Origin of the sequence: Micromonospora sp. NPDC049679 (genome assembly GCF_040659735.1) — a bacterium.
GTDB lineage: Bacteria > Actinomycetota > Actinomycetes > Mycobacteriales > Micromonosporaceae > Micromonospora_I.
This window is the reverse complement of the sequence record NZ_JBFANZ010000005.1, coordinates 64,737-91,157: the sequence shown is the minus strand read 5'-3', so window position 1 is coordinate 91,157 and position 26,421 is coordinate 64,737. Positions and strand designations below refer to the sequence as shown.

The window sequence follows — 26,421 nt, the reverse complement described above, 5'->3', positions numbered from 1 at the left end:
GCGGCGTCGCTCATGGCGTAGACGCCTGGCTCGCCACGCTCAACGGCGTCGTGATCGGCGACTGCGGCACCGACGTCCCATCACGGCACGCGTTGGAAAATGCCGGCTTCCACTGTGTACGGGAACCGAGGAGTTCTGCTGGTATGCGCTCGTGGTCCAGCACATGCTGCGATCAGTGGCAGGCCGCAGAGCATTTCTGCCGCCACCGCCTCGCGCGCCGCTTCGTCGGCGAGCGCTCACCCCGAGTTGCTACCGTCACGCCGTGACCGAACTCCAGCGGCTCGACGCCCATCACGCCGCCGCGCTGCTCCGCTTCGAGCGGGACAACCGGGCGTACTTCGCGCGGTCCGTGCCCGACCGGGGCGACGACTACTTCGCCGGGTTCGCCGCGCGCCATGCGGAACTGCTCGCCGAACAGGCCGCCAGTCGGCACCACTTCCACGTCCTGGTCGACGACGAGGGCACCGTGCTGGCCCGGTTCAACCTGGTCGACGTGACCGACGGTGGAGCCGAGCTGGGCTTCCGCGTGGCCGAACGGGCGTCCGGGCGGGGCGTGGCGAAGGACGGCGTCCGGCGCACCTGCGAGCTGGCGCGCGACGAGTACGGGCTGCGCCGCCTGATCGCGTCGGCCACGCTGGAAAACGCCGGCTCGCTCGCGGTGCTCCGGGGCACCGGATTCGCCCCGGTCGGCGAGGTGCTGCTCGACGGGCGTCCTGGGCTACGGCACGTCCGCGAACTGACGGACGTCGCCTAGCCTCCCGCCGCTGCTGCTGTGCGACCGCCGGTTGGTCTGAGCGAATGGGGGCTACACCCCGGCCTGGTCCCGGAACACGCTTCCCCCGCGATCGCAGGCGCCCACCGGCTAACCACCGAGCAGCCGGTTCGGGTTGCGCCGCATTCCGTACCGGCCATCACGTCACCGCCCGTCGGTGGGCTCACGCGACGGGCGGCCATGAACAGTGGCGACAACGCGATGTCACGCCGGCTGCTTCGCGCAGCGGTAGCGCGGCTCCGCGTCGTACCGCCACGTGAACTTCTCCCGTCTGATCTCCTTGCCGCCCTGCCGGAAGATGCGCCACGCGTCCTGGGTGAAGCCGTTGATGCCGTCGGTGGCGATGCACGACGGGCCGGGGTCGAGGAAGACCGTCTTCGGCGTGGTGGTGTCCCGCTTCGGGCTCCACTGGGTCGTCACGCTGTCGTACACCTTGGTGCTCCAGATCGACACCGTGATCGAACTCGCCGTGAACGACGTGTCGATGACCACCCCGTGCGGGGTGTCGTTGCGGAACTTGAAGTCCAACGTCGGATAGAAAATCGTCGACTCGATTACCGAGGGATAGCGGCTGAACCAGTACGAGTGCGGCGTGTGCTGGACGTCCTCGAGGCCGGCGTAGTACGTGGCGTTGAACAGCGTGGTGGTGAACTGCGAGATCCCGCCGCCGACGCCGGGCACGAGCTTGCCGTCGAGGATGACGGCGGCGTCCTTGTATCCCTCGGCGTACCCGCGTGGTCCCGTATAGCCGTTGAGGGAGAACACCTTGCCGGGCTTGACCAGCGCACCGTCCACCGTTTTCGCCGCCGTCACGATGTTGTGGCTGCGCGGATCGGAAAGCCCACCGGAGAAGTGGGTGGTGAAGGTGGAGACCCGCTCCTTGATGCCCAGCTTCGCGACCTCCTCCGTGGTGGTCGCGGGCTGCTTCTCCTTGAGGACGCCGGTCACCTGGCGTCCATCGCTCTTGGGCAGCACCGCCAGCAGCTCGCCGGAGACGGCCGCCAGATCCACCTGCTGACCGGCCACGCTCGGCGTGACCCGCGGCTTACCGCCCTCGATCGATACGGTCGCGTCCTTGGGCTTGACCTCGATCTTCGCCAACTCGCCGGCAATCGCAGCCCGCAGCGCCTTCTCATCGATTCGTGGATCGATCCTGCCGCTCTTGTCGGCGCCCAGCACGAGACTCTTCGCCGTCGCGGCCGGCGGAATGGTCAACTGCCCGCGATCGGTCGTGACGGTCACCGCGGCGGACACTGCAGGCTTCGCGAGCTCGGCGACGAGCCGGTCGACCTCCTCGGCAGTGGTCGTGGGATGCACATCGACCAGCGGAATGGCGATGTGCTGCCCCTTCAACCATCCGTCGCGCAGCGCTTGGGCCGAGCGCTCTGATTCCAGCCCCTTGCCCGGCCGCGGGTAGACCGGCTTCGGCGTGGTGCCCTCGAACACGACCGCCGGCATCGTCATCTGCTCGCCGACCTTGCCCGCCATCTTGCGCAGCTCGGCGTCCAGCCGCGCGGCGTCGACGGTCACGACGGGCTCCACGGTGCGGGATCCGAAGATCGCCCGCAGCGGGTTTCCGGGGCGCCGTGTCGAGGCCGCGACCGTGGCCTCGACGTCGACGCCCAGCCCGACGCTTGCCGGCGTGATCTGACCGGTCCTGTCACCGACCGTGACCGTGACCGGTCGACCGAGCGCGTCCGACCGCCGCGCGACCTCGCTGCGCAGCGCCTCGGCGGCCTCGGCCCTCGTCTTACCGCCGAGTTCGACCCCGAGCGCCGTGGTGCCGGGCGGCACGTCCCCGGCGTACGCGTAGGCCGCCACCCCACCGGCCGACGAGACGAGGGCCGCCGCGATCACGGCCGCGACGATCATGCGGCGCCGCTTCGGACCCCGGCTCGATGATGGCGGGCCGCCATCAGGGGTGGCTGCGTCGGACGCGGCAGCGTCGCCCACACCCGCGCCCGGCGACCCAACGTTGACCGGCGACTGAGGATGCTGCGGTTCCATGCCCGGTGCGGAGTCCACGGACGGGACGACGGGGAACTGGACCGTGGACGACGAGGAGTCGAACGCACGGCCAGACTCGGGCGGGGTGGGGGTGGTCATCGCTGCTCCAGTCGGACGGGATAGCCAGCGGCGGTGATCGCCGCGGCAAGGGTATCCGGGTCGCTCGCACCGGGTCGGGTCGCACATCGCGCGCGCGGCGCGCACCGAGTTTGTTGAAGGCTCAACATCAGCGTACGGTTACCGGGCCGTTGAACGCTCAACTAGTCGCAGGAGTGACATCTCATGACCAACCCCCTGTTGCGTGACCTTGCGCTGCTCATTGCCCGTCTCGGTCTGGGCATCGTGTTCGTCGCCCACGGTTGGCAGAAGTGGGCGACTTTCGGTCACGAGGGCACAGCCAGCGCGTTCGAGAACATGGGCGTCCCGATGCCCTCCGCCGCGGCCTTCTTTGCCGCCACGGTCGAGCTCATCGGTGGCGCCGCCCTGATCCTCGGTGCCGCCGTGCCGGTGGCCGGGCTGTTGCTCGCCGTAAACATGGCTGGCGCCTTCCTCTTCGTTCACGCGACGAAGGGCGTGTTCGTCACCGATGGCGGCTTCGAGCTGGTGCTCGCCCTGGGCGTCGGTGCGTTGCTGCTCGCCGCCACCGGCGCCGGCCGGTTCGGTGTGGACCACGTACTCGGCAGCCGGCTCCGCCGGTCTCGCCGGTCCGGCCGGCCCGAGGTCGGCGCGGCTGCTGCCTGACCCCCCGGATCACGGGTCGGATATCCCACGCATCGGCCTGCCGTCGCGCCCGACAGGGCGTCGATGGCAGGCCGATGCGTGGGAGCAGGCGCCGCTCGATGTACGGACAGCAGACCGACACGACCGGCCGAGCCGGCCGGTCGCGATGGTGGGCTCATGGTGGTACGGGGTGTGCGCTGCTGCGCTGACTGTGCCGCGAACTCATCACCAGCTTGTCCAACGGGCCCAGGGGCGGAGTCCCGTCGTCAGTCGTCGTCATCGTCGAATCCGTCGTCGTCCCCGCCGCCGTCGAGGATCGATCCGGTGACGGCGTCAACATCGACCTCGCGTTCGCCACCGCCGAGCAGGAACTTCACCTCCCAGATGGGCCCGCCGTCTCGTTCGTCCAACTCCGCCTCGGTCACGCGCGCGCCGGCGAACTGCCGGGTGACGATCGCGGCGGCCTTGACGGCGTTGACCGGGCGTGGACCGAAGCGGGCGTCGAGTTCAGGATCGATCTCGATCTCGAATGCGCCGGCTGCGCCCCGCGGTGCGGCCGCCTGGGTGCGGGTCCTGCGCTCCCGGTCATCGTCCGCCATTGCCAGTGCTGTTCCGGTGACCAGCGGAACAGCTACGCCGGCTACGGTGATCGCTGCCAGAAATGTCCTACGCATTGGTGCTCCCATCGTCGATGCTCGATGCCCCACCTGGCTGTACGTGGTGGTGCCTCCCTCGACCGCAACTCGCCGTGCCCGTTGCGGCTACTACGACTGGCAATACGAGTCACCGGGCCCGCGGCGCTCAACGTTCCGGGCGGGCCTGGCGGAATTCTGGTGCCCTGCTGGCGCTTTCCTGGCCTGTCGCCCCCGCCATGGGCACCACCCGCTCATGGCCGGACATCGATCCTGCGGAAAGTCTCTCAGTAGCCGCGACGGGGGCGAGGCTGACCACGGCGTCGACGCCAGCGGCCGCGGCGCGCAGCTCCACGTGGCCCCCACTGGCTTCGGTGAGTTGTTGCACCAGCGCCAGACCCAGTCCTGTGCCGCCCTTGACCGCGTCAGGTGCCCTCCAGAACCGATCGAAGGCGCGCAGCCGTTGCGCCTCGCTCATCCCGGGCCCTTGGTCGATGATGTGCAGCTCCACAACCGTGTCGTGACGGTCGCCTCGAGCCCCTGTCTCCACGCGCACCCGGTGCGTCTTGACGGTGATGGTGCTGCCTTCGGGTGCGGCGTTCATGGCGTTCGCGAGTAGGTTGTCGAGAATCTGCTCCAGCGCTCCGGGCAGGGCGTAGACCTGACCGACGGGGTCGCCGGTGACGGCCAGCTGGACGCGCCGCTGACCGGCCAGGGGTTGCCACATCCTCACCCGGTCTTCCACAGCGGCATCCAGGTCGGCCGGTACGGGCAGGTCGGACCCCTCCTCGATGCGGGCCATGGCCAGCAGCGTTTCCACCATCCGGCCCAGCCGATCGGTTTCGGTGAGCGCGGCCGCGAGGGTGCCGCGGGCGTTCGCCGGCACGTCCGCTTCCAAGATTTCCAGACGTAGCCGCAGCGCCGCGAGCGGCGTCTTGAGCTGATGGGAGGCGTGACCGGCGAACGAGTGTTGCGCCGCGATCAGGTGCTGGAGGCGGGCGGCGGTGCGGTTGAACGTGTCGGCGAGCCGGCGCAACTCCATAGGGCCAGTCGTGGTGGATGCCGGCGCGGGCAGCGTGCCGTCGGCCAGATGCCGGGTCGCCTGTTCCAACGCGTCGACGGGCCTGCTGATCCACCGGGCCAAAACGAACCCGACCCCCATGACGACCGCGAGCACGACGAGCCCCACGGCCGCCAGAGACAGCCAGAGCCGGTGGATGCGTGCCTCGACGCCGGTCGTGGCGATAGTGATCCGTACAGCGCCGCGCACCGTCGCCCCGGGCCGCGTCGGCACCCCAACCGACAGACTCTTCACCCCACCGATCACGCTCGTCCGGATGCCGATATGCGCCTGGCCCCGCAGCGCTGCCTGGATCTCCGGCAGCGCCGCCGGCTGAGCCTCCTCGGTACGCAGCGGGTGCGAGCTGCTCAGCAACGCGCCCTCACCGTCCACGATGACCACTCGCCCACCGAACTGTTCGGCGCTTTCGGCGGCGAGCAGGTCCAGCCGGTCGAGCTGTCCGTCACGGATGGCCTCATCGGCTAAGGCCCCCACTACTTCAGCCGAGTGCTCCACCTGTCCTTCGAGGCGCTCACGCTCCGCGCGGGCGTACAGATAGCCGAGTGGGATCTCCAGGCACAGCAGCACGACCACCGCGACGGTGACATAGCTCAGCACGAGTCGACGGGTCATCGGCGCGAATGGCGGATCACGCGCTCGCCGCCCATTTCACCGTGTCGCCGGATCGGCCGCAGGCGGCGACGGGTGGGGCACCACCGACGCGCAGGGCACGGTGATCCGGAAACCGACACCGCGCCGCGTCTCGATCAAGTCCGGGTGGCCCAGCTTGCGGCGCAGGCTCGCTACGTGGAAATCCAACGTCTTCCCGGCCCCGAAGAAGCGCGGACCCCACACCGCATGTAGTAGCCGCTGCCGCGTCACCACCGCGCCCGGATCCTCGGCCAGCAACGCCAGCACATCGAACTCCTTCGGCGCCAGCGCGACCGGGCGACCCCGCACCCACACCTGCCGCGTCCGTCGATCGATCACCAGCCAGCCGATGACCTGACCGGACGGCGACATCGCCCCAGGCGCGTCTGCCGTGCTGGTCACAACGGCAGGCCCCGAGCCGAGCCAGCCATCGCCACGCGGTGTCGCCTCGACCAACGGCCGCGCTCGTCGGCCTACCGCGCGCATCCGCGCGACCAGCTCACGTACGCCGAACGGCTTCGACAGGTAGTCGTCGCCACCGAGTTCCAGACCAACCACCCGATCAGCCTCGGACCCACGCGCGGTCAACATGATGATCGGTATCTGCGACACCTGCCGGAGCCGGCGGCAGACGTCCAAACCATCCATGTCCGGCAGCCCCAGGTCCAACAACACCATGTCGCTCGATTGCGCCTGCAACGCCGCAGCGCCCGTGGCCACCCGCGACACCGCGAAGCCGTACCGACACAGCCCTTCCGCCAGCGGCTCAGCGATCGTGTCGTCGTCCTCGACGAGCAGCACCCGCATCAGCACCAACCGCGCCCGCGGGCGTCAACAGGCGCGCCCAACCTTTGCGTCTCGAACATGTTCAGGGGTACGGCCCACCGGCCCCCGGGGTTCACCCGCGCAACCACGGACCGGTGCCGCTGGATGAGTTACGAGGAACGTGGGACGCTCCCGACCGGAGCGGACTCGTGGCCTTCGCTATGAGCAGTGCTGCCATCAACCCGGGCGATCCGCAGTCTGCGCTGTGCGGCCATCCGCACCGGGGCATTTGCGGCCCCGTAGCCGGCGTATCCGCCGATCCGCTGGACCACCTCGAAGAAGACCCGTGACCCCAGTATCTCGGTGTAGAAGTGGAGGAATTCACCGTGCTCGTCGCGGTCATAGAGCACCGAGTACTGACGCATCGCGGCGAGCAGTTCTGCCGGCAGGCCGAGCCGTGCGTCGAGGTCGTCGTAATAGTTGCCCGGGATCTGCAGCAGCGGCGCGCCGAGGGCACGCACAGCTCGCGCGCTGGCGATGGCGTCGTCGGTGGCGAACGCGACGTGCTGCGGATCGGGTACGCCTGGCGCCCATTCGCCCCGGCGCAGCAGAGCCACGCTCAGCGCGATCCGGACCTCGTGCGCAGGGTCGGCGACGGCGCGGCTGCGTACCAGGCCGAACGGTGCGGCGAACTCGGTGATGGTCTCGGGTTCGAGCCCAAGTACCGCGCGGTAGAACAGCGCCGCTTCGTCGAAGTGGTCGAACGGCTGGCTGAGCGCGACGTGGTCGATCTTCGTGAGGCCCGCACCCGCGCCGGGCGTCGCGTCGGTGAGGATGAAGTCCGACAACCAACTGGTGGCGTCGTTCGCGCCGGTCCGACAGAAGAACACCGAGGTTCCGTCCGGCGCGGCGACCGCGGACAGGATTGCCTCGTCCGCGCCGTGGGTGCGCGGAAGCACGGGCGCGAGCAGCAGCTCCGCACGCCGCGCGGAAGCGACGGGGTCCACGCTCTCGACGGCAAGCGCACACAGTGCGGCGCCCCCCGGACCCGCCCCGCTCGGCGCGGCGGCGTTGAGCAGCACCCGGGCGGCACCCTCCTGCCACAGCTGCACCGGCTTCGAGCGGTGCTGTCCCGTGTGCATGAAGCCCAGCGCAGCCAAGGCGCGCGCCACCTGGGGGCCGGAGACGTCGTCGACCGCCAGCTCGGTGAAGGCGTGTCCGGCGAGTTCGGGTGCCGGCGGTAGGTCGCGAACGCGCACCCGCTCGGTCAACGCCGCCGGGCCGCCGACCTGGAGTCCCTCCTGAAGGGCGAGCAGCGAGCGCATCGCGTCGACGGCGGCCCGCTCGGGATCGGCCTGGCGGAACACGTCGTTGAAGACCTCAAGGGAGAGCGGGCCGTCGTACCCGGCCGCCAGCACGTGGCCGACGAAGGCGGGCAGGTCGAAGGCGCCCTGGCCGGGGAAGAGCCGATGGTGACGGCTCCACTGCAACACATCCATCTCCAGCCTGGGCGCGTCGGCCAGTTGCAGGAAGAACAGTTTCGCGCCCGGAATGTTGCTGATACCCGACGGATCCGAGCCACGGGAGAGCACGTGGAAGCTGTCCAGGCACAGGCCCAACGCGGGATGGTCGGCACGTCGCACGATGTCCCAGGAGTGTTCGTACGTGCTGACGAAGCGCCCCCAGGCCAGCGCCTCGTAGGCGATCCGCACGCCGCGCTCGGCCGCGAGTGCGGCGAGCGTGCGCAGCTGCTCAGCGGCGAGGTCGTCGTCGTTCACCGCTGCCGGGGAGACCGACGAACAGACCAGGACAGTGTGGGCGCCGAGCTGTTCCATCACGTCGAATTTGTGCACGGCACGCCGCAGATTCGCCGCGAGCAGCTCCGGTCCGACGGCCTCGAAGTCACGGAAGGGCTGATAAAGGTCGATCGAAAGGCCCAGGTCGGCGCAGCGCCCGCGCACCTGGCTCGGAGACAACGGCGAGGCGATGAGGTCGTTTTCGAAGATCTCCACCCCGTCGAAGCCCGCGGCCGCCGCCGCGGAGAGCTTGTCCTCCAGGGTGCCGGACAGGCACACGGTCGCGATTCCCCGGCGCAGGCCGGAAGCCGGGAGGTCGCGGCGGTGGTCGACGGGCGGCGGGGATGTGCGGGTCTCAACCGAGGGCATCGGCGTTGTGCCCTTCTGTCGTCGTGGCGGCGATGAGTGACGCGAAATGCCGGACCATCCGATCAGCGTCGGGTTCGACGCCGGTGAACAGGCGGAACGCTTCCACCGCCTGGAAGACCGCCATTCCGCCGCCGTCCAGGACGCGGCAGCCCCGGGTCCGCGCGGTGGTCACCAGTTCGGTGGTCAACGGGCGGTAGACGACGTCGGCCACCCAGAGCCCGGGGCGCAGAAGCTCCGCCGGCACCGGCAGTCCGGGATGGGCGGCCATGCCGGTGGGAGTGGCATGCACCAGGCCGTCGGCCTCGCCCAGCGCGGTAGCCAGTTCGTGTCCGCCGTTGTCGAGCCGCCCGCCGGCGGCACGGTCGGCACCGAAGCGTGCGCACAGCGAGGCGGCCAATGCCGCGCTGTGGCATGCCTCGAGGTCGAAGATCCGGACCAGACCGGCGCCCAGCGTCAGCAGGGCGTGCGCGACCGCGGCACCGGCGCCGCCGGCCCCGAGCAGCACCACGCGGTCCAGGCAGGCGCCCGGTAGCCCGAGAGCGACGCTTCGGGCGAAGCCCGACCAGTCGGTGTTGTGGCCGATGGCCTTGCCTGCGGTGAAGACGACACTGTTGACCGCACCCACGGCGGCGGCATCAGGAGTCACCTCGTCGAGGTGTTCGAGCACCACGCGCTTGCAGGGATGGGTGATGTTCAAGCCGTCGTACCCCGTGAGCCGGGCCGCGGCCAGGATCGCTCCGATCGCCGTGGGCGGCAGGCGCAGATCGTCGAGGTCCAGCAGGCGATAGAGGTAGCGGATTCCGAGCTCGTCGGCGGCACGCTCGTGGAGGGCCGGAGTCAACGACGGGCCGATGCCCGTGCCGACCAGCCCGATGAGGACGCTGCGCTGGCCGTTCACGTCGGCACCACCATCGGCACGGGGAGCTCCTCCGAAACAGACCAGCAATGAACGAACTGGCTAGTTAGTTGTACTCCACGATGCGGGATGGGGAAAGGGCCGCGCGGCAGGGCCGAACAGACAGCGCGCGTCGCCGCCTACAGTTGGACATCGACATATCCGTCGCGAGAGGAGCCCCGGTGGGCGCACCGCCATCGAACGCCGCGCCGACCGATCGCACCCTCGGCAGCCCGGAGCGGCAACGTGATGCCGAGCGAACGCGTGCCGAGATCCTCGACGTCGCCACCAGCGAGTTCGCCGACAAGGGCTACAGCGGCGCGCGGGTTGACGAGATCGCCGCGAAGACCAGCACCACCAAGCGGATGATCTACTACTACTTCGGCGGAAAAGAACAGCTCTACGTCGCGACACTGGAGCGGGCCTATACGGTGATCCGCTCGATCGAGCAGGCAGTCGATGTCGAGCACCTCGACCCCGTCGACGCGATCCGGCAACTGGCCGAGCTGACCTTCGACCATCACGAGTCGCACCCGGACTTCATCCGCCTGGTCAGCATCGAAAACATCCACCGCGCGGAGCACATCGCAACGTCGTCGACCCTGTCCAGCCTCGCCAACCCGGCGCTCGACGTACTGGCCCGCATCCTCGAACGGGGACGTACCGCCGGACACTTCCGCGACGACGTCGATGCCCTCGACGTACACATGATGATCAGCGCGTTCTGCGTCTTCCGAACGGCGAACAGGCACACCTTCAAAGCCATCTTCGACCGCGACATGCTGGACCCCGCCCGCCGCGAGCACTACCGCAGGATGCTCGGCGACATGGTGCTGGAGTACCTGACAGCGCGCTGAGGTCCCCCACTCGACGGGCCGCGATGTCCGCGCACGTCGCGCACCACCTCTTGACACGTGACAGCCGTCACATCACCATCTTCTCAACTAGTACCTAACTGTTTCGTTCATTACCTCCCTGCGCGGTCGCTCGACCCGGATTACGCCACGTCGAGCAGGCCGTCCCGCTGCGCAGGTAGTGCTCAACCCCTGGCACAGACCGCTTCCGCGACCCAAAACCGATCCCGGCACATCCCCCAGCACCGATCGCCCCGCTGTTCCCCCACAGCAGTGCTAGCCGAGGAGCATCCCGTGACCCATCAACCAGCCGCCCCCATCGGCGCAACCCCCGTCCCACAGGGCAAGCCCCGCAAGGCCGCGCTCGCCGCCTGGATCGGCAGCGCCCTGGAGTACTACGACTTCTTCATCTACGGAACCGCCGCGGCACTGGTCTTCGGCCAGATCTTCTTCCCCACCTCCGCGCCCGCCACCGGAACGCTGCTGGCGCTGGCCACCTTCGGCGTCGGCTACCTGGCCCGCCCGGTCGGCGCGTTCGTGCTGGGACACGTCGGTGACAAGTTCGGCCGGAAAAGAGTCCTGGTCTTCACCCTGCTGCTGATGGGGATCTCGACCTTCCTGGTCGGCTGCCTGCCCACCTACTCCCAGATCGGCGCGGCGGCTCCGGTCATGCTGGTGACACTGAGACTGCTGCAGGGCCTCTCGGCCGCGGGCGAGCAGGCCAGCGCGAACTCCATGACGCTCGAACACTCCCCCGCCCACCGCCGCGGGTACTACACGAGCTTCACCCTCAACGGCACGCAGGCCGGCCAACTGCTCGCGACCGCGGTCTTCCTGCCGATCGCCGCCCTGCCCAAGGAGCAACTGCTCAGCTGGGGCTGGCGCGTTCCGTTCTGGCTCAGCGCCCTGGTCGCCGTCGCCGGACTCGTCATCCGGCGCAAGCTCGAGGAGACGCCCGTCTTCCAGCAGGCCGTCGCCGACAACGCGGTGGCCAAGCTGCCGCTGGCCGTGCTGCTGAGCGACCACTGGCGCGACGTGCTGCGGGTGGTGGCGGCGGCCGTCATCGCCTCGGTAAGCACGATCTTCACGGTGTACGCCCTGTCGTACGCCGTGAACACCGTCGGGTTGGACCGCTCCACCATGCTGTGGGTCGGCGTCCTCGCCAACGCGGTGGCCCTGGTGGCGATCCCGCTGTGGGCGACGCTGTCGGACCGGATCGGGCGTAAGCCGGTGTTCATGACCGGCGCGGCCGGCTGCGCAGTGCTGATCTTCGCGTATCTGTGGTCGATCTCCTCGGCCAACTACGCGCTGATCTTCATCTTCGGTGTCCTCACCCTCGGGGTGGTCTACAGTGCCGCCAACGGGATCTGGCCGTCGTTCTACGGCGAGATGTTCAGCACCCGGGTTCGTCTCTCCGGGACGGCGATCGGAACCCAGATCGGGTTCGCGATCGGCGGCTTCTCCCCCACGATCGCGACCGCGATCGCCGGCCCGAACGGAACCAACTGGCTGGGCGTCGCCATCTTTACCGCCGCCCTGTGCGTGGTGCCCCTGGTCGCCGCGGCCACCGCCCGCGAGACGCACAAGATGCCCACGGAAGACCTCGGCGCGAAGCCGGGCGAACCCTCCCCCGCGTCCGTTGCGGTGCCGGTCTGACCAGACCTGATCTCTCGTGCGGCTTGCGCCCCGCCGTTGCAGGCCGGGCGCAAGCCGGGTGCCTCACCGAGATCCGGAGAATTTCGGTCGCTCGCGGGTTTCAGGGGGTGGAACCGGCGAACTGCCAGCTTGACAGGCTGTGTGGTAATTGATCTGACCTGGTGATCACCCGCATGCTCACCGAGCCCGCCTGTTGTAGTGAAGGACCGAGATGGCACCGAACCGTAGGAAATCCGCCTCCGTGACCCTCGGCGTGACCTCGCTGCTCGCGGTCGCTCTGACGGCCGCGTGTTCCCCGCAGCGTGTTGACGGGTCGAGCGACGACGGGGCCGAGTACGGAGCGGTGTGCGGTGACCCGCAGACGCAGGAGCGGCTGGACGACGACGATTGTGACGACGACTCGGGTCACCAGTCACGCGGTGGCTGGTACTTCATCCCGGCTGGACGGCCTTACCCGGCCAAGGGCCAGAAGGTCTCCGGCGGGTCGTTCACCCGGCCGTCCGGCGGCTCCACCGTGAAGTACGGTGGCGCGTCCCCGACCGGCGGTACCTTCGCGAAATCCGGCGGCAACGCAGCGACCGGCGGTGGGGCTGAGAGCGGGTCGGTGTCGCGCGGCGGGTTCGGCGGCAAAGCCGGCGGGAGCGGCTCGTGATACGTCGCCACCAGTCCACCCCGCGGGCCGACTGGCGGAAGACGGTCGAATCCCAGGGGCTGGTCTTTCCGGTCACCGTACGGGAGGACGGCACCGAGACGCCGTACTGGCACGAATCGGCCTACTACGAGTTGACGATGCCGCAGGTCGAAGAGCTCGAAGAGGTGACCGAGGCCCTGCACCGCATGGCTATCGAGGCAGCCCGGTTCCTCGCCACCGGGGCGATGGGCAACCTGGGCCTGCCGGCCCTCGCCCTGGACCTGGCGCGCGAGTCACTGGCCAACAACCCGCCGTCCCTGTACGGCCGGTTCGACCTGCGCTACGACGGCACCGGTCCGGCGAAGATGCTGGAATACAACGCCGACACCCCGACGGGGCTGGTCGAGTCCGCCGTCGCGCAGTACTTCTGGGCCGGGGACGTCTTCCCCGAGCGCGACCAGTGGAACAGTCTGCACGACCGGCTCGTGATGGCCTGGCGTAAGCAGTCACTGATGTTCCGGTCGAACATCGTCCACTTCGCCCACAGCGTGGCTGACGAGTCCGGTGAGGAGTGGATGACCGTCGCGTACCTGCGCGACACCGCCGACCAGGCCGGGCTGCAGACCGTCGGGCTGACGATGGAGGACATCGGCTACGACAAGTCGACCGGACGCTTCGTCGACCTCGCCGGGGCTCCGATCGACACGTGCTTCAAGCTGTATCCCTGGGAGGACATGCTCAGTGAGGAGTTCGGCGTCTATGTGATGACCGACCCGGATAGCGTCGCCTGGATCGAACCGGTATGGAAGGTCCTGCTGAGCAACAAGGCGCTGCTCGCGGCCATGTGGCACCTCTATCCCGACCACCCGAACCTGCTCCCGGCGTACCTCGACAATCCTGGCCAACTCACCGAATGGGTGGCCAAGCCGTTGCACGGCCGCGAAGGCGACAACATCAGGATCCACGCCGACGGTGTCAACGTGACCCAGCCGGGCGGGTACGGCGCTGAGGGCTGGTGCTACCAGCAGTGGTGCCCGCTGCCGGATTTCGACGGCAACAAGGCTGTGCTCGGCTCGTGGGTGGTGGACGGCAAAGCGGCGGGCGTCGGCATCCGGGAATCCGACTCCTGGGTCACCGACTACTACGCCCGCTTCGTTCCGCACATCATCGACGCGCCGCGACCGGACGGGTCAACGATCCAACGGTGGCTGGACGAATGAGTAACGCACGGTTCGTTCCCTACGGCGACCTTCCGTCCCGCGACCCGGACGAGAGGAAGGCCGCTACCAGGGGCAGATTCACGGCGGACAACTGGCTGGTCGATCAGTTCGTCAGGGTTGCCAACCGTCCTCAGCTGCTCGCCATCGCCACCGTCGTCGACCTGGTCGCTTGCGGACTGGCCTACGCGGTCATTGAGGGCCATGACGTGGTCAAGGGCCTGTGGTGGGCTGCCGTCACCGGCTTCACCGTCGGGTACGGCGACACCTTCCCGGTAACCACCGCCGGTCGTGCCCTGGGCGCGTTTCTGATCATCTCGATGTTCGTGCTGGCCCTGTGCCTGGGAGCGCAGATCACGTCTCGGCTGATCGTGGATCACGACGAGTTCACGCACGCCGAGCAGGTCCGGCTGGAGAACAAGATGGAGCAGATCCTGGCGGGCCAGGCCCGCATTCTCGCCGCCCTCGGCATCGACCCGCCCGACGCCGGCCCGAACACCACCGGCGCTATGCCCCCACCGGGCAGCACCGACATCTGACCCGCTGCCCCCCACGCTTCCCGTTACGAAAGGCCCCACTGCCATGCTCGCCAGCCTCGGGTACGCACTTGCCTACACCGCCGTCGGCATCGCCCTGCTCACCGGTGGTTTCTTCGCTCTGGACCTGCTCACCCCGGGCCGGCTCGGCAAGCACATCTACGACAACCGCAGCATCAACGCCGGGATCGTGCTCGCTTCCGGGTTCCTCGGCCTCGGCGCGATCACGTTCACCGCGATCTGGACCAATGCCACCAACGGCTTCGGGAGCGCGCTTGCCTGGACGGTCGCTTTCGGCGTATTCGGCATCGTCCTGCAGGCGGTCGCGTTCGTCGTCCTCGATTTGATCACCCCCGGCAAGCTGGGCGAGATCGTCGTGCAGGTGCCGTTCCACCCGGCCAGCCTCGTCACCGCGGCATCACAGGTCGCCGTCTCCGCGATCATCGTCGCCTCGATTACCCCCTGACCGCCGCTGGCATCTCAGCCCTGTGCCGGACCTTCGCGTCCGCGCGGGTAATCCCCCCCCGACCGCACCGAACAGGGCCGTCCGCTCACGCCCGTAGTTCGGGTCGCTTTCCAGATCAACGCGCGTCTGCCACGTCTGCGCCGGGACGCGAGCCAGTCGGGCGTCGACGAACGCGCCCTGCCCTTCTTCCGCGCGCCGCCGGCACCCCACGCTGGACTGCGGCGGCGCGTGTCGTGCCGCTACTCGAACGTGAGTGGTTCGGTGCGCCGTGGCATCAGCAGCAGCGCACCCACACCGAGCATGGCGACCACGACCAACGCGAGGAAAACGTGGTGCGTCGCGTCGTACAGCGAGTTCCGGATGTACTCGGTCACCGCCGGTTCCGTGCGCGTGGTGTGCCCACCCACCAGGAGACTGCTGGTATCCGCATCGCCGGGCATCCGCCCGGCGACCTCGGCCGGCGGGCTGGCGAACCGGGCGGCGAGGGTGGCGTTGGCGATCGCACCGAAGATCGCGGCGCCGACGGCACTGCCGAGCGAACGGCTGAACATGTTGGTGCCGGTGACCACACCCCGGCGTTCCCACCCGACCACGGACTGGACGGCGACCATCGTCGGACTGGAGCACAGGCCGAGCCCGACGCCGACGACGAAGGCGGCCCCTGCGGCCGCCCACACCGACGAGTCCGCTGCCAACAACGAGATCAGCGCCGCGCCGCCGATGACGAACACAGCGCCGATGAGCGCGGTGTCGCGGAAGCCGATCCTGAGATAGAGGCGCCCGGACAGAGTGGCCGCGATCGGCCAGCCGACGGTGAGCGCGGCCAGAGCGAACCCCGCCACCAGCGCGCTGGTGCCGAGCACGCCTTCGGCGTAGGTCGGCAGGTACGAGCTCACCCCGATCGTCAGGGCCCCGATGACCAGTGAGGCGAGGTTGCCGCCGGCGAGGATCCGGCGCCTGAACACCCACAACGGCAGCACGGGTTCGGCGGCGCGACGTTCCACGAAGACGAACGCGACGAGCAGGACAGCACCGATTGTGAAGATCACCAGGCTCTGGAGGGAGGCCCACCGCCAGGCCACGCCCCCTTCGAGGAGCCCCAGGATGATCAGCGACAACCCGCCGGTGAGGACGGCGGCGCCGGCGTAGTCCACCTTGTGCGTGCTGCGGATCACCCGTTCCGAGAAGTGGCGGGCCAGCACCCACGCCGCGACCGCCCCGAGCGGCAGGTTCACGAAGAAGATCCACCGCCACGACAGGTACTCGGCGAACACCCCGCCGAGGGTGGGGCCGAGTACCGAGGCGATGCCCCAGACACTTGCCAGGTATCCCTGCACCCGGGCGCGTTCCTCGACGCTGTAGAGGTCGCCGACCATCGTCATGCTCATCGGCTGCACCGCGCCGGCGCCGATGCCCTGGATGGCCCGCGCGATGATCAGCACGGGCATGCTCCAGGCGAAGCCGCACAGGACCGACCCGAGCAGGAACAGCGCGATACCAAAGAACATCACCGGCTTACGGCCCAGTGAGTCGGCGAACTTGCCGTACAGCGGCACGGTGACCGCCTGGGTGAGCAGGTAGATCGAGAACAGCCACGGGAACTGGGAGAAACCACCCAGGTCGCGCACGATGGACGGCACCGCGGTGGCGATGATCGTGGCGTCGAGGGCGACCAGGCCGGTACTGAGCATGATCGCGGCGAGTACCGGACCGCGCTCGGATCGGAAGCCGACGCCTGCCCGGGTGCCGCCTGCCGATGAGCTCGCGTGCGTATCGGCTGCCGGTGTTGTCGCCATACGGGTCTCTCCTCGGCTGGACGGTGAACCGCAGAGATCAAACTAGTTCGCAATGCGAAGCATTCCTGCGGTAGGTCCGGAGTAGATGAGAGTCACGTCACGAGCGAGACGCCGCGCCGGCTGGCGGACCGGCGACAACGCAGCAGCCATCGGGTGACCCGACGGCTGCTGCGTCGACAGCAGGTGTGAGCCCGTCAGGCCGTCGCGATGATCACCGACTTGGTGTTCAGGTACTCGGCCAGGCCCTCGGGACCGTACTCCCGGCCGTAGCCGGACTGCTTGAGCCCGCCGAACGGCATCGCCGGGTCCAGCATCCCCCACGTGTTGACCCAGACGATGCCGGCCTGCAGGCGGGAGGCGACCCGGTGCGCACGGTTCAGGTCACGGGTGTGCAGGCCCGCGGCCAGGCCGTACTGGGTGCTGTTGGCCAGGGCAACGGCCTCGTCCTCGGTGTCGAAGGGCTGGATGGTCAGCACCGGGCCGAACACCTCCTCCTGCACCAGGCGGGAGTCGTTGGCCATCCCGACGATGACGGTCGGCGCGTAGAAGTAACCGCCGTTCAGATCGATGCGATGACCACCGGCGAGGATCTCCGCGCCCGGCTCCGAGCGCGCCAGTTCCACGTACCGCTCGACCTTCTCCAGATGCCGGGCACCGGCGATCGGGCCGATCACCGTCGCCGGGTCGAACGGGTCACCCAGCGGCACCCCGCCGGCGGCCCCGGCGACGGCCTTGCTGACCGTGTCGAACAGTGGCCGCGCGACCAACAGCCGGGTCCCGCCCATACAGAACTGGCCGGTGTTGAAGACGAACCCCTCGATCGCCTTGCCGATCGCGACGTCCAGGTCCGCGTCCTCGAAGATGATCTGCGCCGATTTGCCGCCCAGTTCCAGGGTGACGGGCTTGACGCTCTCCCCCGCCGTACTGGCGATCGCCCGGCCGACGGCGGTCGACCCGGTGAAGGCGATCTTGTCGACGCCGGGGTGGCGGACCAACGCGTCCCCGGCCTCGCCGCCGCCGGTGACGACGTTGAGCACGCCGTCGGGCAGTCCGGCCTCGGCCAGGATCTCCGCGATCACCAGTGCGGTGAGCGGGGTGTCCTCGGCCGGCTTGTGCACCATCGTGTTGCCTGCCGCGAGCGCTGCGGCGATCTTGACGGTCGACAGGATCAGCGGGAAGTTGAACGGGGTGATCGCGCCGATCACCCCGATGGGCTCGGGCACCGTGTAGGCCATCGACGGGAACGCGGTCTGCCGGGTGGCGCCGGCAAGGCTGTGCGCCAGGCCGCCGTAGTACTCGAACTGGGCGATCGTGTTGCCGACGTCGATGATGCGGGTCAGGCTCACCGGCTTGCCCGCGTCGATGCTCTCCAGCGCGACCAGTTCGTCGGTCCGCTCCCTGATCAGCTGAGCGGCCCTGGTCAGTACGCGGCCCCGCTCCCGTGCCGGGGTGTGCCGCCAGGGGCCTTCGTCGAAGGCGGCGCGCGCGGCCCGTACGGCCGCGTCGACATCCTGCGCGTCGCCTTCGGCGACGGTGGTGATCTTCTTGCCGGTGGACGGGTCGATGACGTCGCGCCGCCGCTGCGATACGGCATCGCGCCGGGCGCCGCCGATGAACAGCGAACCGTCGGTGAGGCTCGGTCGGCTGATCGGTGCTACAGCCTCATTACCCTGCTCTCGAGATGTCACTGGTGCTCCTTGTTCAGCGGGACGTTGTCCGCGCCGGATCGGGGTGTACTCGGGTCAATCGGCTGCTCAGCAACCGTGACGAGAGTCCGGTGGCGAGCAGGGTCGCGGCGGCCGAGCGCTAGCAGGTAGCAGGGCGGCCAGCCTGGGCGAACAGCGCCGCCCGCGCCGTGGCGGGGGCGTTCAACGCGACCGTCACACGTAGTGGCGCAGGAGGATGGTGGCCACGCAGCTCGGCTTGTTCTGCCCCTCGACCTCGAAGGTCAGCGTCATCGTCACCTGGACGCCGCCGGTTATCCCGGTCACCGCGTCGACGGTCGCACCGCAGCGCAGCCTGCTGCCGACCGGGACCGGCGCCGGGAAGCGCACCTTGTCACAGCCGTAGTTGACCCCCATCGAGAAGCCCTCGAACTGCACCAGCTGCGGCAGGAACGCGGGCGTGAGCGACAGCGTCAGGTAGCCGTGCGCGATGGGGCCGCCGAACGGCCCGGTCCTGGCCCGCTCCGGGTCGACGTGGATCCACTGGTGGTCGCCGGTCGCGTCGGCGAACAGGTTGACCTGCTCCTGGGTGACCTCGAGGTAGGGCGTGTAGCCGAGGTCGCGTCCCTGCAGGGACAGCGCTCCCTCGACACCGCTGACGATCGTGGGCGTGGTCATGATTCTCCTTCTGACGGTGACGACGTGACGATCCGCTGGGCCCAGCGCAGGTCCGCCTTGCCGGCCGGGCTGCGGGGCAGAGCGGTGACGACGATGACTGATCGCGGGCACTTGTAGTCGGCGAGCGAGGCGCCGACGAACTGGCGTAGCTCCGACTCGGAGGGGGGATCGGCGGCGGTGGAAGCGACGACGGCCGCGACGCGGCTACCCCACCGGTCGTCGCGGATCCCGACGACGTAGACGTCGTCGACCTTGGGGTGGCGCAACAGGACCTGCTCAACCTCCTCGGCGAAGACCTTCTCGCCGCCGGTGTTGATGACGCGGCCGTCGCGGCCCTTGAAGACCAGCGACCCGTCGGCCTCGACGGCAGCGAGGTCGCCGGGCGCGCAGTACCGCCGCCCGTCGATGTACCGGAACGTCTGCGCTGTCTTGTCCGGGTCGCCCTGGTAGGCGATCTCCTCGTCAGCCGGCGCGGCGAGCACGCCGACCTCGCCGGAGCCGGGCACCACGTCCCGGCCGTCCCCGGTGACGACCCGCGCGCCGGGAATCAGCTCGAAGCGCGAGGTGACCGCCGAATCGCCGCGGCGGGTCAGCGCGATGGCGAACGGTCCGCCCTCGGAGGCGGCCACCACGTCCCGGCAGGTGAAGTCGCCGTGCCGCAGCAGCCGCTCCTTGACGTCGGCGCTCCAGGTCACGCCGACGCTGAGGATCCACTCCAGACTCGACAGGTCGTACGGCTCACCGCAGGCAGCCGCGGCGTCGAGCGCGTCGGCGAGGGGCCGGGCGAACACGTCGCCGACGATCGCCATCACGGTGGCGCGGTGCATGCCGATCAGGCGGGCGAGTTCGTCCGGGTCGTACGAACGGGACGTGAGGTAGCCGACCGTGCCGCCGGCGAGCAACGCGGCGAGCGTGCAGTACATGCCGGTGGAGTGCATCAGCGGCGGTGCGGGCAGGGTGATCAGACGGGGTCCGTGGTCGCGCAGCCGGCGGGTCAGCTCTGCCAACTCGGCGAGGGACCGCGGCGGCGTCACCCCGATCAGCGCGTACCCGTTGGGCGCCACGGCGTCGAACAACCAGGAGTGCGTGGTCAGGACGCCCTTCGGCGCGCCCGTGGTCCCGCCGGTGTACATCAGCCAGTGGCCGTTGTCCCGGGCCGTGCGCGGTAACGGCTCGGCGGAGAGGATCGCGTCGTCGTACGGTGTCGCGCCCTCCTGCGCGCCCGATGACCCTCCTCCGTGCCCTGGCACGGCCCCGGACGCGGTCCCGGACGCGCTCCCGGCGACGCGCACGAGTGCGCGCAGCCGCGGTAGCTCCGGTACGACCGCGGCGACGCGGTCGTCGAGCGTGGCGTCGAACACCAGCGCCTCGGCGCCGGCGTCGGCGAGCAGCTGGGTCAGCTCCGCCTCGCGGTAGCGGTAGTTCACGTTCAGCGGTACGCCGCCCAGCTTGAGCACGGCGAACACGCTCTCGACGTACTCGATGCCGTTGTAGAGCGCGATCGCGACCCGGGACTCCTGGCCGACGCCGCACCCGGCCAGGTGCCCGGCGAGCCGCGAGGCCCGCCGGTCGAGCTCGGCGAAGCTCACCGACCGCGGACCGTGGATGACGGCGGTGCGGTCGCCCATCACGTCGGCCACGGTCTCCAGCAGGGTGGCGAAGTTCTCCTTCACCGCGCCGGCTCCGCGCCGCCGGACCCGAGGCCGAACAGCCGCACCGCGTTCTCCTTGAGGATGAGCGGGCGCACCTGTGGCTTGATGTGGAGCTTTTCGAAGTCGCTGAGCCAGCGCTCCGGCGTGATGACCGGGAAGTCGGAGCCGAACAGCACCTTCTCGCGCAGCAGCGAGTTGGCGTACTGGACGAGCTGCGGCGGGAAGTACTTCGGCGACCAGCCCGACAGGTCGATGTACACGCTCGGCTTGTGCGTGGCGACCGCCAGCGCCTCGTCCTGCCAGGGGAACGACGGGTGGGCCAGAATGATCTTCATCTCGGGGAAGTCGACGGCGACGTCGTCGACGTACATCGGGTTCGAGTACTTCAGCCGGATGCCACCGCCGCCGGGCGTCCCCGCCCCCACCCCGGTCTGTCCGGTGTGGAAGAGCGCGATCAGGCCGTACTCGGCGATCACCTCGTAGAGCGGGTAGGCGGCCCGGTCGTTGGGGTAGAACGCCTGCGTGTTGGGGTGGAACTTGAACCCCCGGACGCCGTAGTGCTCGACGAGTCGGCGCGCCGCGCGGACACCGGCCGCGCCGCGTGCGGGGTCGATGCTCGCGAACGGGATGACGACGTCGGCGTTCTCGGCCGCGAGTTCCGCGACCTCCTCGTTGGTCGGCTCCATCTCGTCGCCGTCGGCCGCGCTGTCGACGCCGAACACGACGCAGCCCATCCGCCGTTCGCGGTAGTACGCGGCGATCTGCGGCACGGTGTAGCCGGGGACCCCGCCCGAGCCGAAGTAGTCCGACATCGACGAGAGCATGTCGTCCAGGCCCTCGGTGCCGGCGCCGGCCCGTACCGAGCGGTGCACGTGGGTGTGCACGTCGATGGCGGTGAGCGCGTCGACATCCAGTCGCGACACCCAGCTCACCGGCCCGCCTCCGCGCTCGCGCCCTTGTCCGCAGCGGCCGGCGGCGGGCCCTGGCTGAGCTGGCGGAAGTCCTGCAGTTGGGGCTGGAACGTGCCGGGGAAGGCGTCCGCGATCGCGTCGGCGGTCCAGCCTCCCTCGCGCAGCGCCACCACGACCTCGGTCGGGTGCGACCAGAGCGAGATGCGGTCACCACCGACACCGAGGCACTGCCCGGTCACGCCGGCGGCGGCGTCGGAGGCGAGGAACACGACCACCGGGGCGACATCCTCGGAGGTGCCCAGACCGGAGCGGCGCACCGGCGCCGGCAGCGGCCGACCGGCCTCCACATCCTCGACGAGCGGGCCCATGCCGGGGATCGTGGCGGCCATCCGGGTCAGGGCCACCGGAATGACGCCGTTGACGGTGATCCCGTACCGCTCCGTTTCCAGTGCCCAGGTACGGACCAGGCCGGCGATCGCCGCCTTGGCCGCCGAGTAGTTGGTCTGGCCGAAGCTTCCGCGCTGGCCGGCGGGCGAACCGATCAGGACGAGCCGCCCGCCCCCGCCCTGCGCCCGGAACTGCGCCACCGCGGCGCGGCCGCAGGTGAACGTGCCGCGCAGGTGGGTGGCGATGACGGTGTCGAAGTCCTCGTCGGTCATCTTGGCCAGGCTGCGGTCGCGCAGCACGCCGGCGTTGGTCACCATGATGTCCAGCCGCCCGAACTCCTCGACCGCGCGGCGTACGAGAGCGTCGGCGCTCTCGGCCGAACCGACCGCGCAGACCTCGGCGACCGCGGTGCCGCCGGCCTGCCGGATCTCCGTGACGGCCGCCTCGGCGACCTCCGAGTCCACGTCGTTGACCACGACCGCGGCTCCCGCGGCAGCCAGCGCGATGGCGTACGCGCGGCCCAGGCCGCGCCCGGCCCCCGTCACGACCGCAGATTTGCCCTCTAGTTGCATGCGCGTGTCCTCTCAAGCCGGGGGTCGGCGCTGGGCGATGGACGTGTCGAACAGCCTTATCGGCCACCGCGCGCCGGTTGGCCAGACGTTAGTCACATCCGTTGCGGACGTCAACGATCTAACTCACTTGCTTTTACTGGTCGCCTGGCCCTGGCGGAGCCGCCTTACGCCGATTTACAGTGCGGAGCGGGGACACGTACGATGGGAGCGACGCCGTTCACAGGCGTCACTCAATCGGTTGTCTCCTGACGCCCGTCAGCGTGACATCGCAAAAGTGCGTGACTGACCGGTACGGGCAGGGATTGCCGCCGGCCGACGTCACGGACCGAGACCGCAAAGGACAATGCCGGTGGCGCGCGAGGAAGGGTCCGTGGCCCCGACCATGGCCGAGCTGGCCGCGGTCGGTGATGAACCGGCGACCGCGGGGAGCAACGGCCGCCGGACGGGTGTCCGCCCGCAGACCTACGTGCTGACCTTCTGCGGCATCCACCTGCTCGGCCGGCAGGAGGCTGTCTTCACCGGCAGCTTCATCGAGGTTCTCCGGCGGGTCGACGTCGCCGAGCACGCGGCCCGCTCCGCCCTGGCCCGGATGGTCAAGCGCGGGCTGCTCGAACGGCACCGCCAGGGCAAAAAGATGTACCTGGGCCTGACCGACCGCGTGGGCGCCATCCTCGAACAGGGCGGCGCGCGGGCCTGGCAGACCCCGGTGAACCGGAACTGGGACGGGCGCTGGACGCTGCTCGCCTTCTCCCTGCCCGAGACCCGCCGGGCCGACCGGCACCTGCTCCGGTCACGCCTGCTGTGGGCGCGCTTCGGGCTGCTGCAGAACGGCCTGTGGCTCGCGGCCTCCCCCGTCGACGTACCGCGGCTGCTGGAAGGCCTCGACGTCCTCGACCACGTCAGCGCCTTCCACGCCACGACGCTGCCGCCCACACAGGCCGCGCAGCTCATCCGCGAGGCGTGGAACCTCGACGCGCTGCGGCAGCGCTACACCGAGTTCCTCGACCGCTGGGACCGCCCCGACCCGATGCCCGACGCCGAAGACGATCTGGCCCGGCAACTCCGCCTGGCCAGCGACTGGCTGGTCCTGCACCGCGAAGACCCCGGGCTGCCCCTCGAGCACCTGCCCGCCGACTGGCCCGCGGTCCGCGCCGAGCATGTCGCGCTACGCCTGCGACGCGCCTACGCGGACAGCGCCCAGCGCGTGGCCGACACGGTGCTCGACCGCATCCTCGTGGATCCGGACCAGCCGCCGGTCACGCACGCCTAGCCGCCGGCCATCGCCCCGAGGATGATGAACGGTTCCTCGCCCGCGATGACCCGCTCGGGCAGTGGTGCGTCGGGCGACTCGTTGGAGAGATCCTCCTCGCACGCGTAGAAGCGGACGAACGCCCGGCGCTTGCCGTTGTGGCGATCGCGGATCGTGCCGAGCAGCATCGGATATTGCGCCTCGAGGGTGTCCAGTACCAGGCGCTGGGTGACCGGTCCGGCACCGTCGACCGGAGCGGCCACCGTGAGACGTACCTCGCCGCTGACGTGAGTCAGGTTCTTCAGGTGGGCCGGGAGGACGACCCGGATCACGGCAGCACCTGGACTTCCACGGAGAGCACGGCCGGCAGGTCCCGTACGATCGCAGCCCAGTTGTCGCCTCCGTCGGCCGAGTGGTAGACCTGACCGCCGGTGGTGCCGAAGTAGATCCCGCACGGGTCGAGCGTGTCCACCGCCATCGCGTCGCGTAACACGTTGACGTAGCAGTTGGACTGCGGCAGACCCCTGGTCAACGGCTCCCAGTCGTCGCCACCGGTGCGGCTGCGATAGACGCGCAGCTTGCCCTCCGGCGGGAAGTGCTCGGAGTCGCTCTTGATCGGCACGACGTAGATGGTCTCCGGCTCGTGCGCGTGCACCGCGATCGGGAACCCGAAGTCAGACGGCAGATTTCCACTGATCTCCCGCCAGTTCGCGCCGGCGTCGTCGGTGCGCATCACGTCCCAGTGCTTCTGCATGAACAGGGTGTCCGGCCGCGACGGGTGCTGGGTGATGCGGTGTACGCAATGGCCGACCTCGGCGTCCTGATCGGGGATCTCCCCCGAGCGCAACCCCCTGTTGATCGGCAGCCAACTGGCTCCGGCGTCGTCGCTACGGAAGGCGCCCGCGGCCGAGATGGCGACGTAGATCCGGTCCTTGTTCAGCGGGTCCAGGATGATCGTGTGCAGGCACATGCCGCCGGCGCCCGGCTGCCATGTCGGCCCGGTCGGATGCGTACGGAGGGCGGTCAGTTCCGTCCACTTCCCACCGCCATCGGTGGAGACGTAGAGCGCGGCGTCCTCCGCACCCGCGTACACGGTGTCGGGGTCGTGGCGGGACGGCTCAAGGTGCCAGATGCGCTTGAACTCCCACGGGCGCGGGGTGCCGTCGTACCACAGATGCTCGCCGACCTCGCCCTCGTAGGTGAAGTCGTTGCCGGCCGCCGTCCAGGTCTTACCGCCGTCGTCGGAGCGCTGGATCAGCTGCCCGAACCAGCCGCCCGACTGGGACGCGTACAGCCGGTCAGGGTCGACCGCCGATCCAGCGAGGTGGTAGATCTCCCACCCGCCGAAATGAGGCCCGTCGACCGTCCACTCGCCGCGTCGGCCGTCCGACGTCAACGTGAACGCGCCCTTGCGCGTGCCTACCAGCACCCGTACGCCGCTCATATCCTCGTCCCTCCACTGGTGTTCGACGATGCGCTCGGGTAGGACCGTCCGCCGCGCCGAAACTCATCGGTCCAGCCTCGTGGGCCGTTTCGTTCTCGACCCAGGTACCTCGGATCTCGAAGTAGACGGCACCCACAGTCTTACTCTCCCGGTACGACGAATTGGCGTCTTCGGATTCGATGAGGCTCTCCCGGTTTCGGCGCGACTGGCCTGACGGGCGTTAGTTGATATTGCCCGGGGACGATGGGGCCTTCGAAGGTGATCGCGTGGCCATCGCGCCGCGGGGTGCTGATGCTGATCGGCGCCGGGGGCGCGCTCCTGCTCTGACGCGGGGTTCGGGACGTTACGCGCGCGGGCCGAGCAGGGCGATCGAGGCCTGGACCGCGACCTCCGTGACGTCGCTGGTCTGTCCGCCGTCCTCGACGGTGGCCGCGATCAGTTCGCGCAACCCACCGAGCAGCATGATCGCGAGCTGCCGGGAGACCGGGCCGGCGCGGACGGAGCGCCACTCATCGGTGTCACAGAGCGTCTGGATCATGACGATGAAGGCCTCCATCACGTCGCGCTGCAACCGACGTGCCGGTGCGCCGAGCGACGGCACATCACGGATCCAGCTCAACGTGATGGCGGGCGCGGATTCCGCAGAGGCGATCCACGCCTCGATGGCCTGTCGCACCTGGGTAGCCCAGGGCGCGGCCGGGTCAACGGCGGCGGAGATCTGGCGCACCATCGCCGTGTTCGTGTCGGTGAGCAGCGCGACGAAGCATGCCTCCTTGTCGGAGAAGTGCTCGTAGAAGGTCCGCCGGGAGGTGCGCGCCCGGCGCACGATGTCGGCGACCGTGGTGTTCCGGTAGCCGACCTCCGCGATCGACACGGCGAGGCCGTCGAGCAGCCGCTCGCGGAAGGCGCCGGCGTCATCGGGCGCGCTCGCGGTCGTCTCCGCGTGGCGCTGGCGTCGTGCGGTCATCACCGTGGTCACGCTATACCTCTCACCTCCAGTGAAGCCCTTGAATGGAACGGTACACGGGCGTACCGTTCGGG

Annotated in this window: 24 protein-coding genes; 9 read left to right on the top strand and 15 right to left on the bottom strand. The window is 69.5% G+C overall.

What is annotated here, in order from left to right; translation table 11 throughout:
- The first annotated feature begins 262 nt into the window (after nucleotides 1-262).
- Nucleotides 263-754, top strand: a complete 492-nt coding sequence (locus AB0J06_RS05450; RefSeq protein WP_357424909.1) for a GNAT family N-acetyltransferase — start codon at nucleotides 263-265, stop codon at nucleotides 752-754.
- Nucleotides 755-976: 222 nt separating this feature from the next.
- On the opposite strand, the gene AB0J06_RS05445 is transcribed toward AB0J06_RS05450, so the two are convergent.
- Entirely contained in the window at nucleotides 977-2,644 is a 1,668-nt protein-coding gene (locus tag AB0J06_RS05445; protein WP_357424907.1) for a VanW family protein, read from the bottom strand.
- A 417-nt stretch (nucleotides 2,645-3,061) separates the two neighbouring features.
- Here AB0J06_RS05445 and AB0J06_RS05440 point away from each other — a divergent pair, with 417 nt between their 5' ends.
- Nucleotides 3,062-3,520, top strand: coding sequence for a DoxX family protein (locus AB0J06_RS05440; RefSeq protein WP_357424905.1), 459 nt, complete (start codon nucleotides 3,062-3,064; stop codon nucleotides 3,518-3,520).
- A 245-nt stretch (nucleotides 3,521-3,765) separates the two neighbouring features.
- On the opposite strand, the gene AB0J06_RS05435 is transcribed toward AB0J06_RS05440, so the two are convergent.
- From AB0J06_RS05435 to AB0J06_RS05415, 5 genes are all read right to left on the bottom strand, one after another.
- Nucleotides 3,766-4,173, bottom strand: coding sequence for a PepSY domain-containing protein (locus AB0J06_RS05435; protein ID WP_357424903.1), 408 nt, complete (start codon nucleotides 4,171-4,173; stop codon nucleotides 3,766-3,768).
- A 127-nt stretch (nucleotides 4,174-4,300) separates the two neighbouring features.
- Entirely contained in the window at nucleotides 4,301-5,824 is a 1,524-nt protein-coding gene (locus AB0J06_RS05430) for a HAMP domain-containing sensor histidine kinase (RefSeq protein WP_357424901.1), read from the bottom strand.
- Nucleotides 5,825-5,860: 36 nt separating this feature from the next.
- Complete coding sequence (locus AB0J06_RS05425) at nucleotides 5,861-6,649, bottom strand: response regulator transcription factor (RefSeq protein WP_357424899.1); 789 nt, start codon at nucleotides 6,647-6,649, stop codon at nucleotides 5,861-5,863.
- A gap of 128 nt (nucleotides 6,650-6,777) precedes the next feature.
- A complete protein-coding gene (locus tag AB0J06_RS05420; RefSeq protein ID WP_357424897.1) occupies nucleotides 6,778-8,772 on the bottom strand; it encodes a TIM barrel protein in 1,995 nt (664 codons plus the stop codon).
- Complete coding sequence (locus tag AB0J06_RS05415) at nucleotides 8,759-9,670, bottom strand: shikimate dehydrogenase (protein WP_357424895.1); 912 nt, start codon at nucleotides 9,668-9,670, stop codon at nucleotides 8,759-8,761. Before AB0J06_RS05415 ends, AB0J06_RS05420 begins: the two co-directional genes overlap by 14 nt.
- Before the next feature lie 179 nt (nucleotides 9,671-9,849).
- Here AB0J06_RS05415 and AB0J06_RS05410 point away from each other — a divergent pair, with 179 nt between their 5' ends.
- The 6 genes from AB0J06_RS05410 (at nucleotide 9,850) to AB0J06_RS05385 (ending at nucleotide 15,027) form a co-directional block, all read left to right on the top strand.
- Complete coding sequence (locus AB0J06_RS05410) at nucleotides 9,850-10,524, top strand: TetR/AcrR family transcriptional regulator (protein ID WP_357424893.1); 675 nt, start codon at nucleotides 9,850-9,852, stop codon at nucleotides 10,522-10,524.
- A gap of 291 nt (nucleotides 10,525-10,815) precedes the next feature.
- Nucleotides 10,816-12,177, top strand: a complete 1,362-nt coding sequence (locus AB0J06_RS05405) for an MFS transporter (protein ID WP_357424891.1) — start codon at nucleotides 10,816-10,818, stop codon at nucleotides 12,175-12,177.
- Between the two features lie 211 nt (nucleotides 12,178-12,388).
- Complete coding sequence (locus tag AB0J06_RS05400; protein ID WP_357424889.1) at nucleotides 12,389-12,829, top strand: hypothetical protein; 441 nt, start codon at nucleotides 12,389-12,391, stop codon at nucleotides 12,827-12,829.
- A complete protein-coding gene (locus AB0J06_RS05395) occupies nucleotides 12,826-14,028 on the top strand; it encodes a glutathionylspermidine synthase family protein (RefSeq protein ID WP_357424887.1) in 1,203 nt (400 codons plus the stop codon). The genes AB0J06_RS05400 and AB0J06_RS05395 overlap by 4 nt, the downstream gene beginning before the upstream one ends.
- The gene (locus AB0J06_RS05390) at nucleotides 14,025-14,564 is read left to right on the top strand and encodes a potassium channel family protein (RefSeq protein ID WP_357424885.1); all 540 of its coding nucleotides are present in this window, start codon (nucleotides 14,025-14,027) and stop codon (nucleotides 14,562-14,564) included. The genes AB0J06_RS05395 and AB0J06_RS05390 overlap by 4 nt, the downstream gene beginning before the upstream one ends.
- A 43-nt stretch (nucleotides 14,565-14,607) precedes the next feature.
- The gene (locus AB0J06_RS05385; protein ID WP_357424883.1) at nucleotides 14,608-15,027 is read left to right on the top strand and encodes a DUF350 domain-containing protein; all 420 of its coding nucleotides are present in this window, start codon (nucleotides 14,608-14,610) and stop codon (nucleotides 15,025-15,027) included.
- Between the two features lie 239 nt (nucleotides 15,028-15,266).
- On the opposite strand, the gene AB0J06_RS05380 is transcribed toward AB0J06_RS05385, so the two are convergent.
- The 6 genes from AB0J06_RS05380 to AB0J06_RS05355 all read right to left on the bottom strand — a co-directional run bounded on the left by AB0J06_RS05380 (nucleotide 15,267) and on the right by AB0J06_RS05355 (nucleotide 22,687).
- Nucleotides 15,267-16,718: an MDR family MFS transporter gene (locus tag AB0J06_RS05380; protein WP_357424881.1), complete on the bottom strand. Its 1,452-nt coding sequence runs from the start codon at nucleotides 16,716-16,718 to the stop codon at nucleotides 15,267-15,269.
- A gap of 299 nt (nucleotides 16,719-17,017) precedes the next feature.
- Entirely contained in the window at nucleotides 17,018-18,511 is a 1,494-nt protein-coding gene (locus AB0J06_RS05375; protein WP_357424879.1) for an aldehyde dehydrogenase family protein, read from the bottom strand.
- Between the two features lie 192 nt (nucleotides 18,512-18,703).
- Nucleotides 18,704-19,165 (bottom strand): MaoC family dehydratase, encoded by a 462-nt coding sequence (locus AB0J06_RS05370; protein ID WP_357424877.1) that lies wholly within the window; start codon nucleotides 19,163-19,165, stop codon nucleotides 18,704-18,706.
- The gene (locus AB0J06_RS05365; protein WP_357424875.1) at nucleotides 19,162-20,838 is read right to left on the bottom strand and encodes an AMP-binding protein; all 1,677 of its coding nucleotides are present in this window, start codon (nucleotides 20,836-20,838) and stop codon (nucleotides 19,162-19,164) included. The genes AB0J06_RS05370 and AB0J06_RS05365 overlap by 4 nt, the downstream gene beginning before the upstream one ends.
- Nucleotides 20,835-21,740, bottom strand: a complete 906-nt coding sequence (locus tag AB0J06_RS05360; RefSeq protein WP_357424873.1) for an amidohydrolase family protein — start codon at nucleotides 21,738-21,740, stop codon at nucleotides 20,835-20,837. Before AB0J06_RS05360 ends, AB0J06_RS05365 begins: the two co-directional genes overlap by 4 nt.
- Nucleotides 21,741-21,745: 5 nt before the next feature.
- Nucleotides 21,746-22,687, bottom strand: coding sequence for an SDR family oxidoreductase (locus tag AB0J06_RS05355; protein ID WP_357424871.1), 942 nt, complete (start codon nucleotides 22,685-22,687; stop codon nucleotides 21,746-21,748).
- Nucleotides 22,688-23,057: 370 nt separating this feature from the next.
- On the opposite strand from AB0J06_RS05355, the gene AB0J06_RS05350 reads away from it, so the two are divergent.
- Complete coding sequence (locus AB0J06_RS05350) at nucleotides 23,058-23,957, top strand: PaaX family transcriptional regulator C-terminal domain-containing protein (RefSeq protein ID WP_357424869.1); 900 nt, start codon at nucleotides 23,058-23,060, stop codon at nucleotides 23,955-23,957.
- Here the strand turns inward: AB0J06_RS05350 and AB0J06_RS05345 are convergent.
- The 3 genes from AB0J06_RS05345 to AB0J06_RS05335 form a co-directional block, all read right to left on the bottom strand.
- Nucleotides 23,954-24,268, bottom strand: a complete 315-nt coding sequence (locus AB0J06_RS05345) for a MoaD/ThiS family protein (RefSeq protein ID WP_357424867.1) — start codon at nucleotides 24,266-24,268, stop codon at nucleotides 23,954-23,956. The two genes, AB0J06_RS05350 and AB0J06_RS05345, sit on opposite strands and share 4 nt — an antisense overlap.
- Nucleotides 24,265-25,380 (bottom strand): sialidase family protein, encoded by a 1,116-nt coding sequence (locus AB0J06_RS05340; RefSeq protein ID WP_357424865.1) that lies wholly within the window; start codon nucleotides 25,378-25,380, stop codon nucleotides 24,265-24,267. The genes AB0J06_RS05345 and AB0J06_RS05340 overlap by 4 nt, the downstream gene beginning before the upstream one ends.
- Nucleotides 25,381-25,723: 343 nt before the next feature.
- Nucleotides 25,724-26,347 carry a helix-turn-helix domain-containing protein gene (locus tag AB0J06_RS05335; RefSeq protein WP_357424863.1) on the bottom strand — a complete coding sequence of 208 codons (624 nt, stop codon included), beginning with the start codon at nucleotides 26,345-26,347 and terminating at the stop codon, nucleotides 25,724-25,726.
- Between the last annotated feature and the right edge of the window lie 74 nt (nucleotides 26,348-26,421).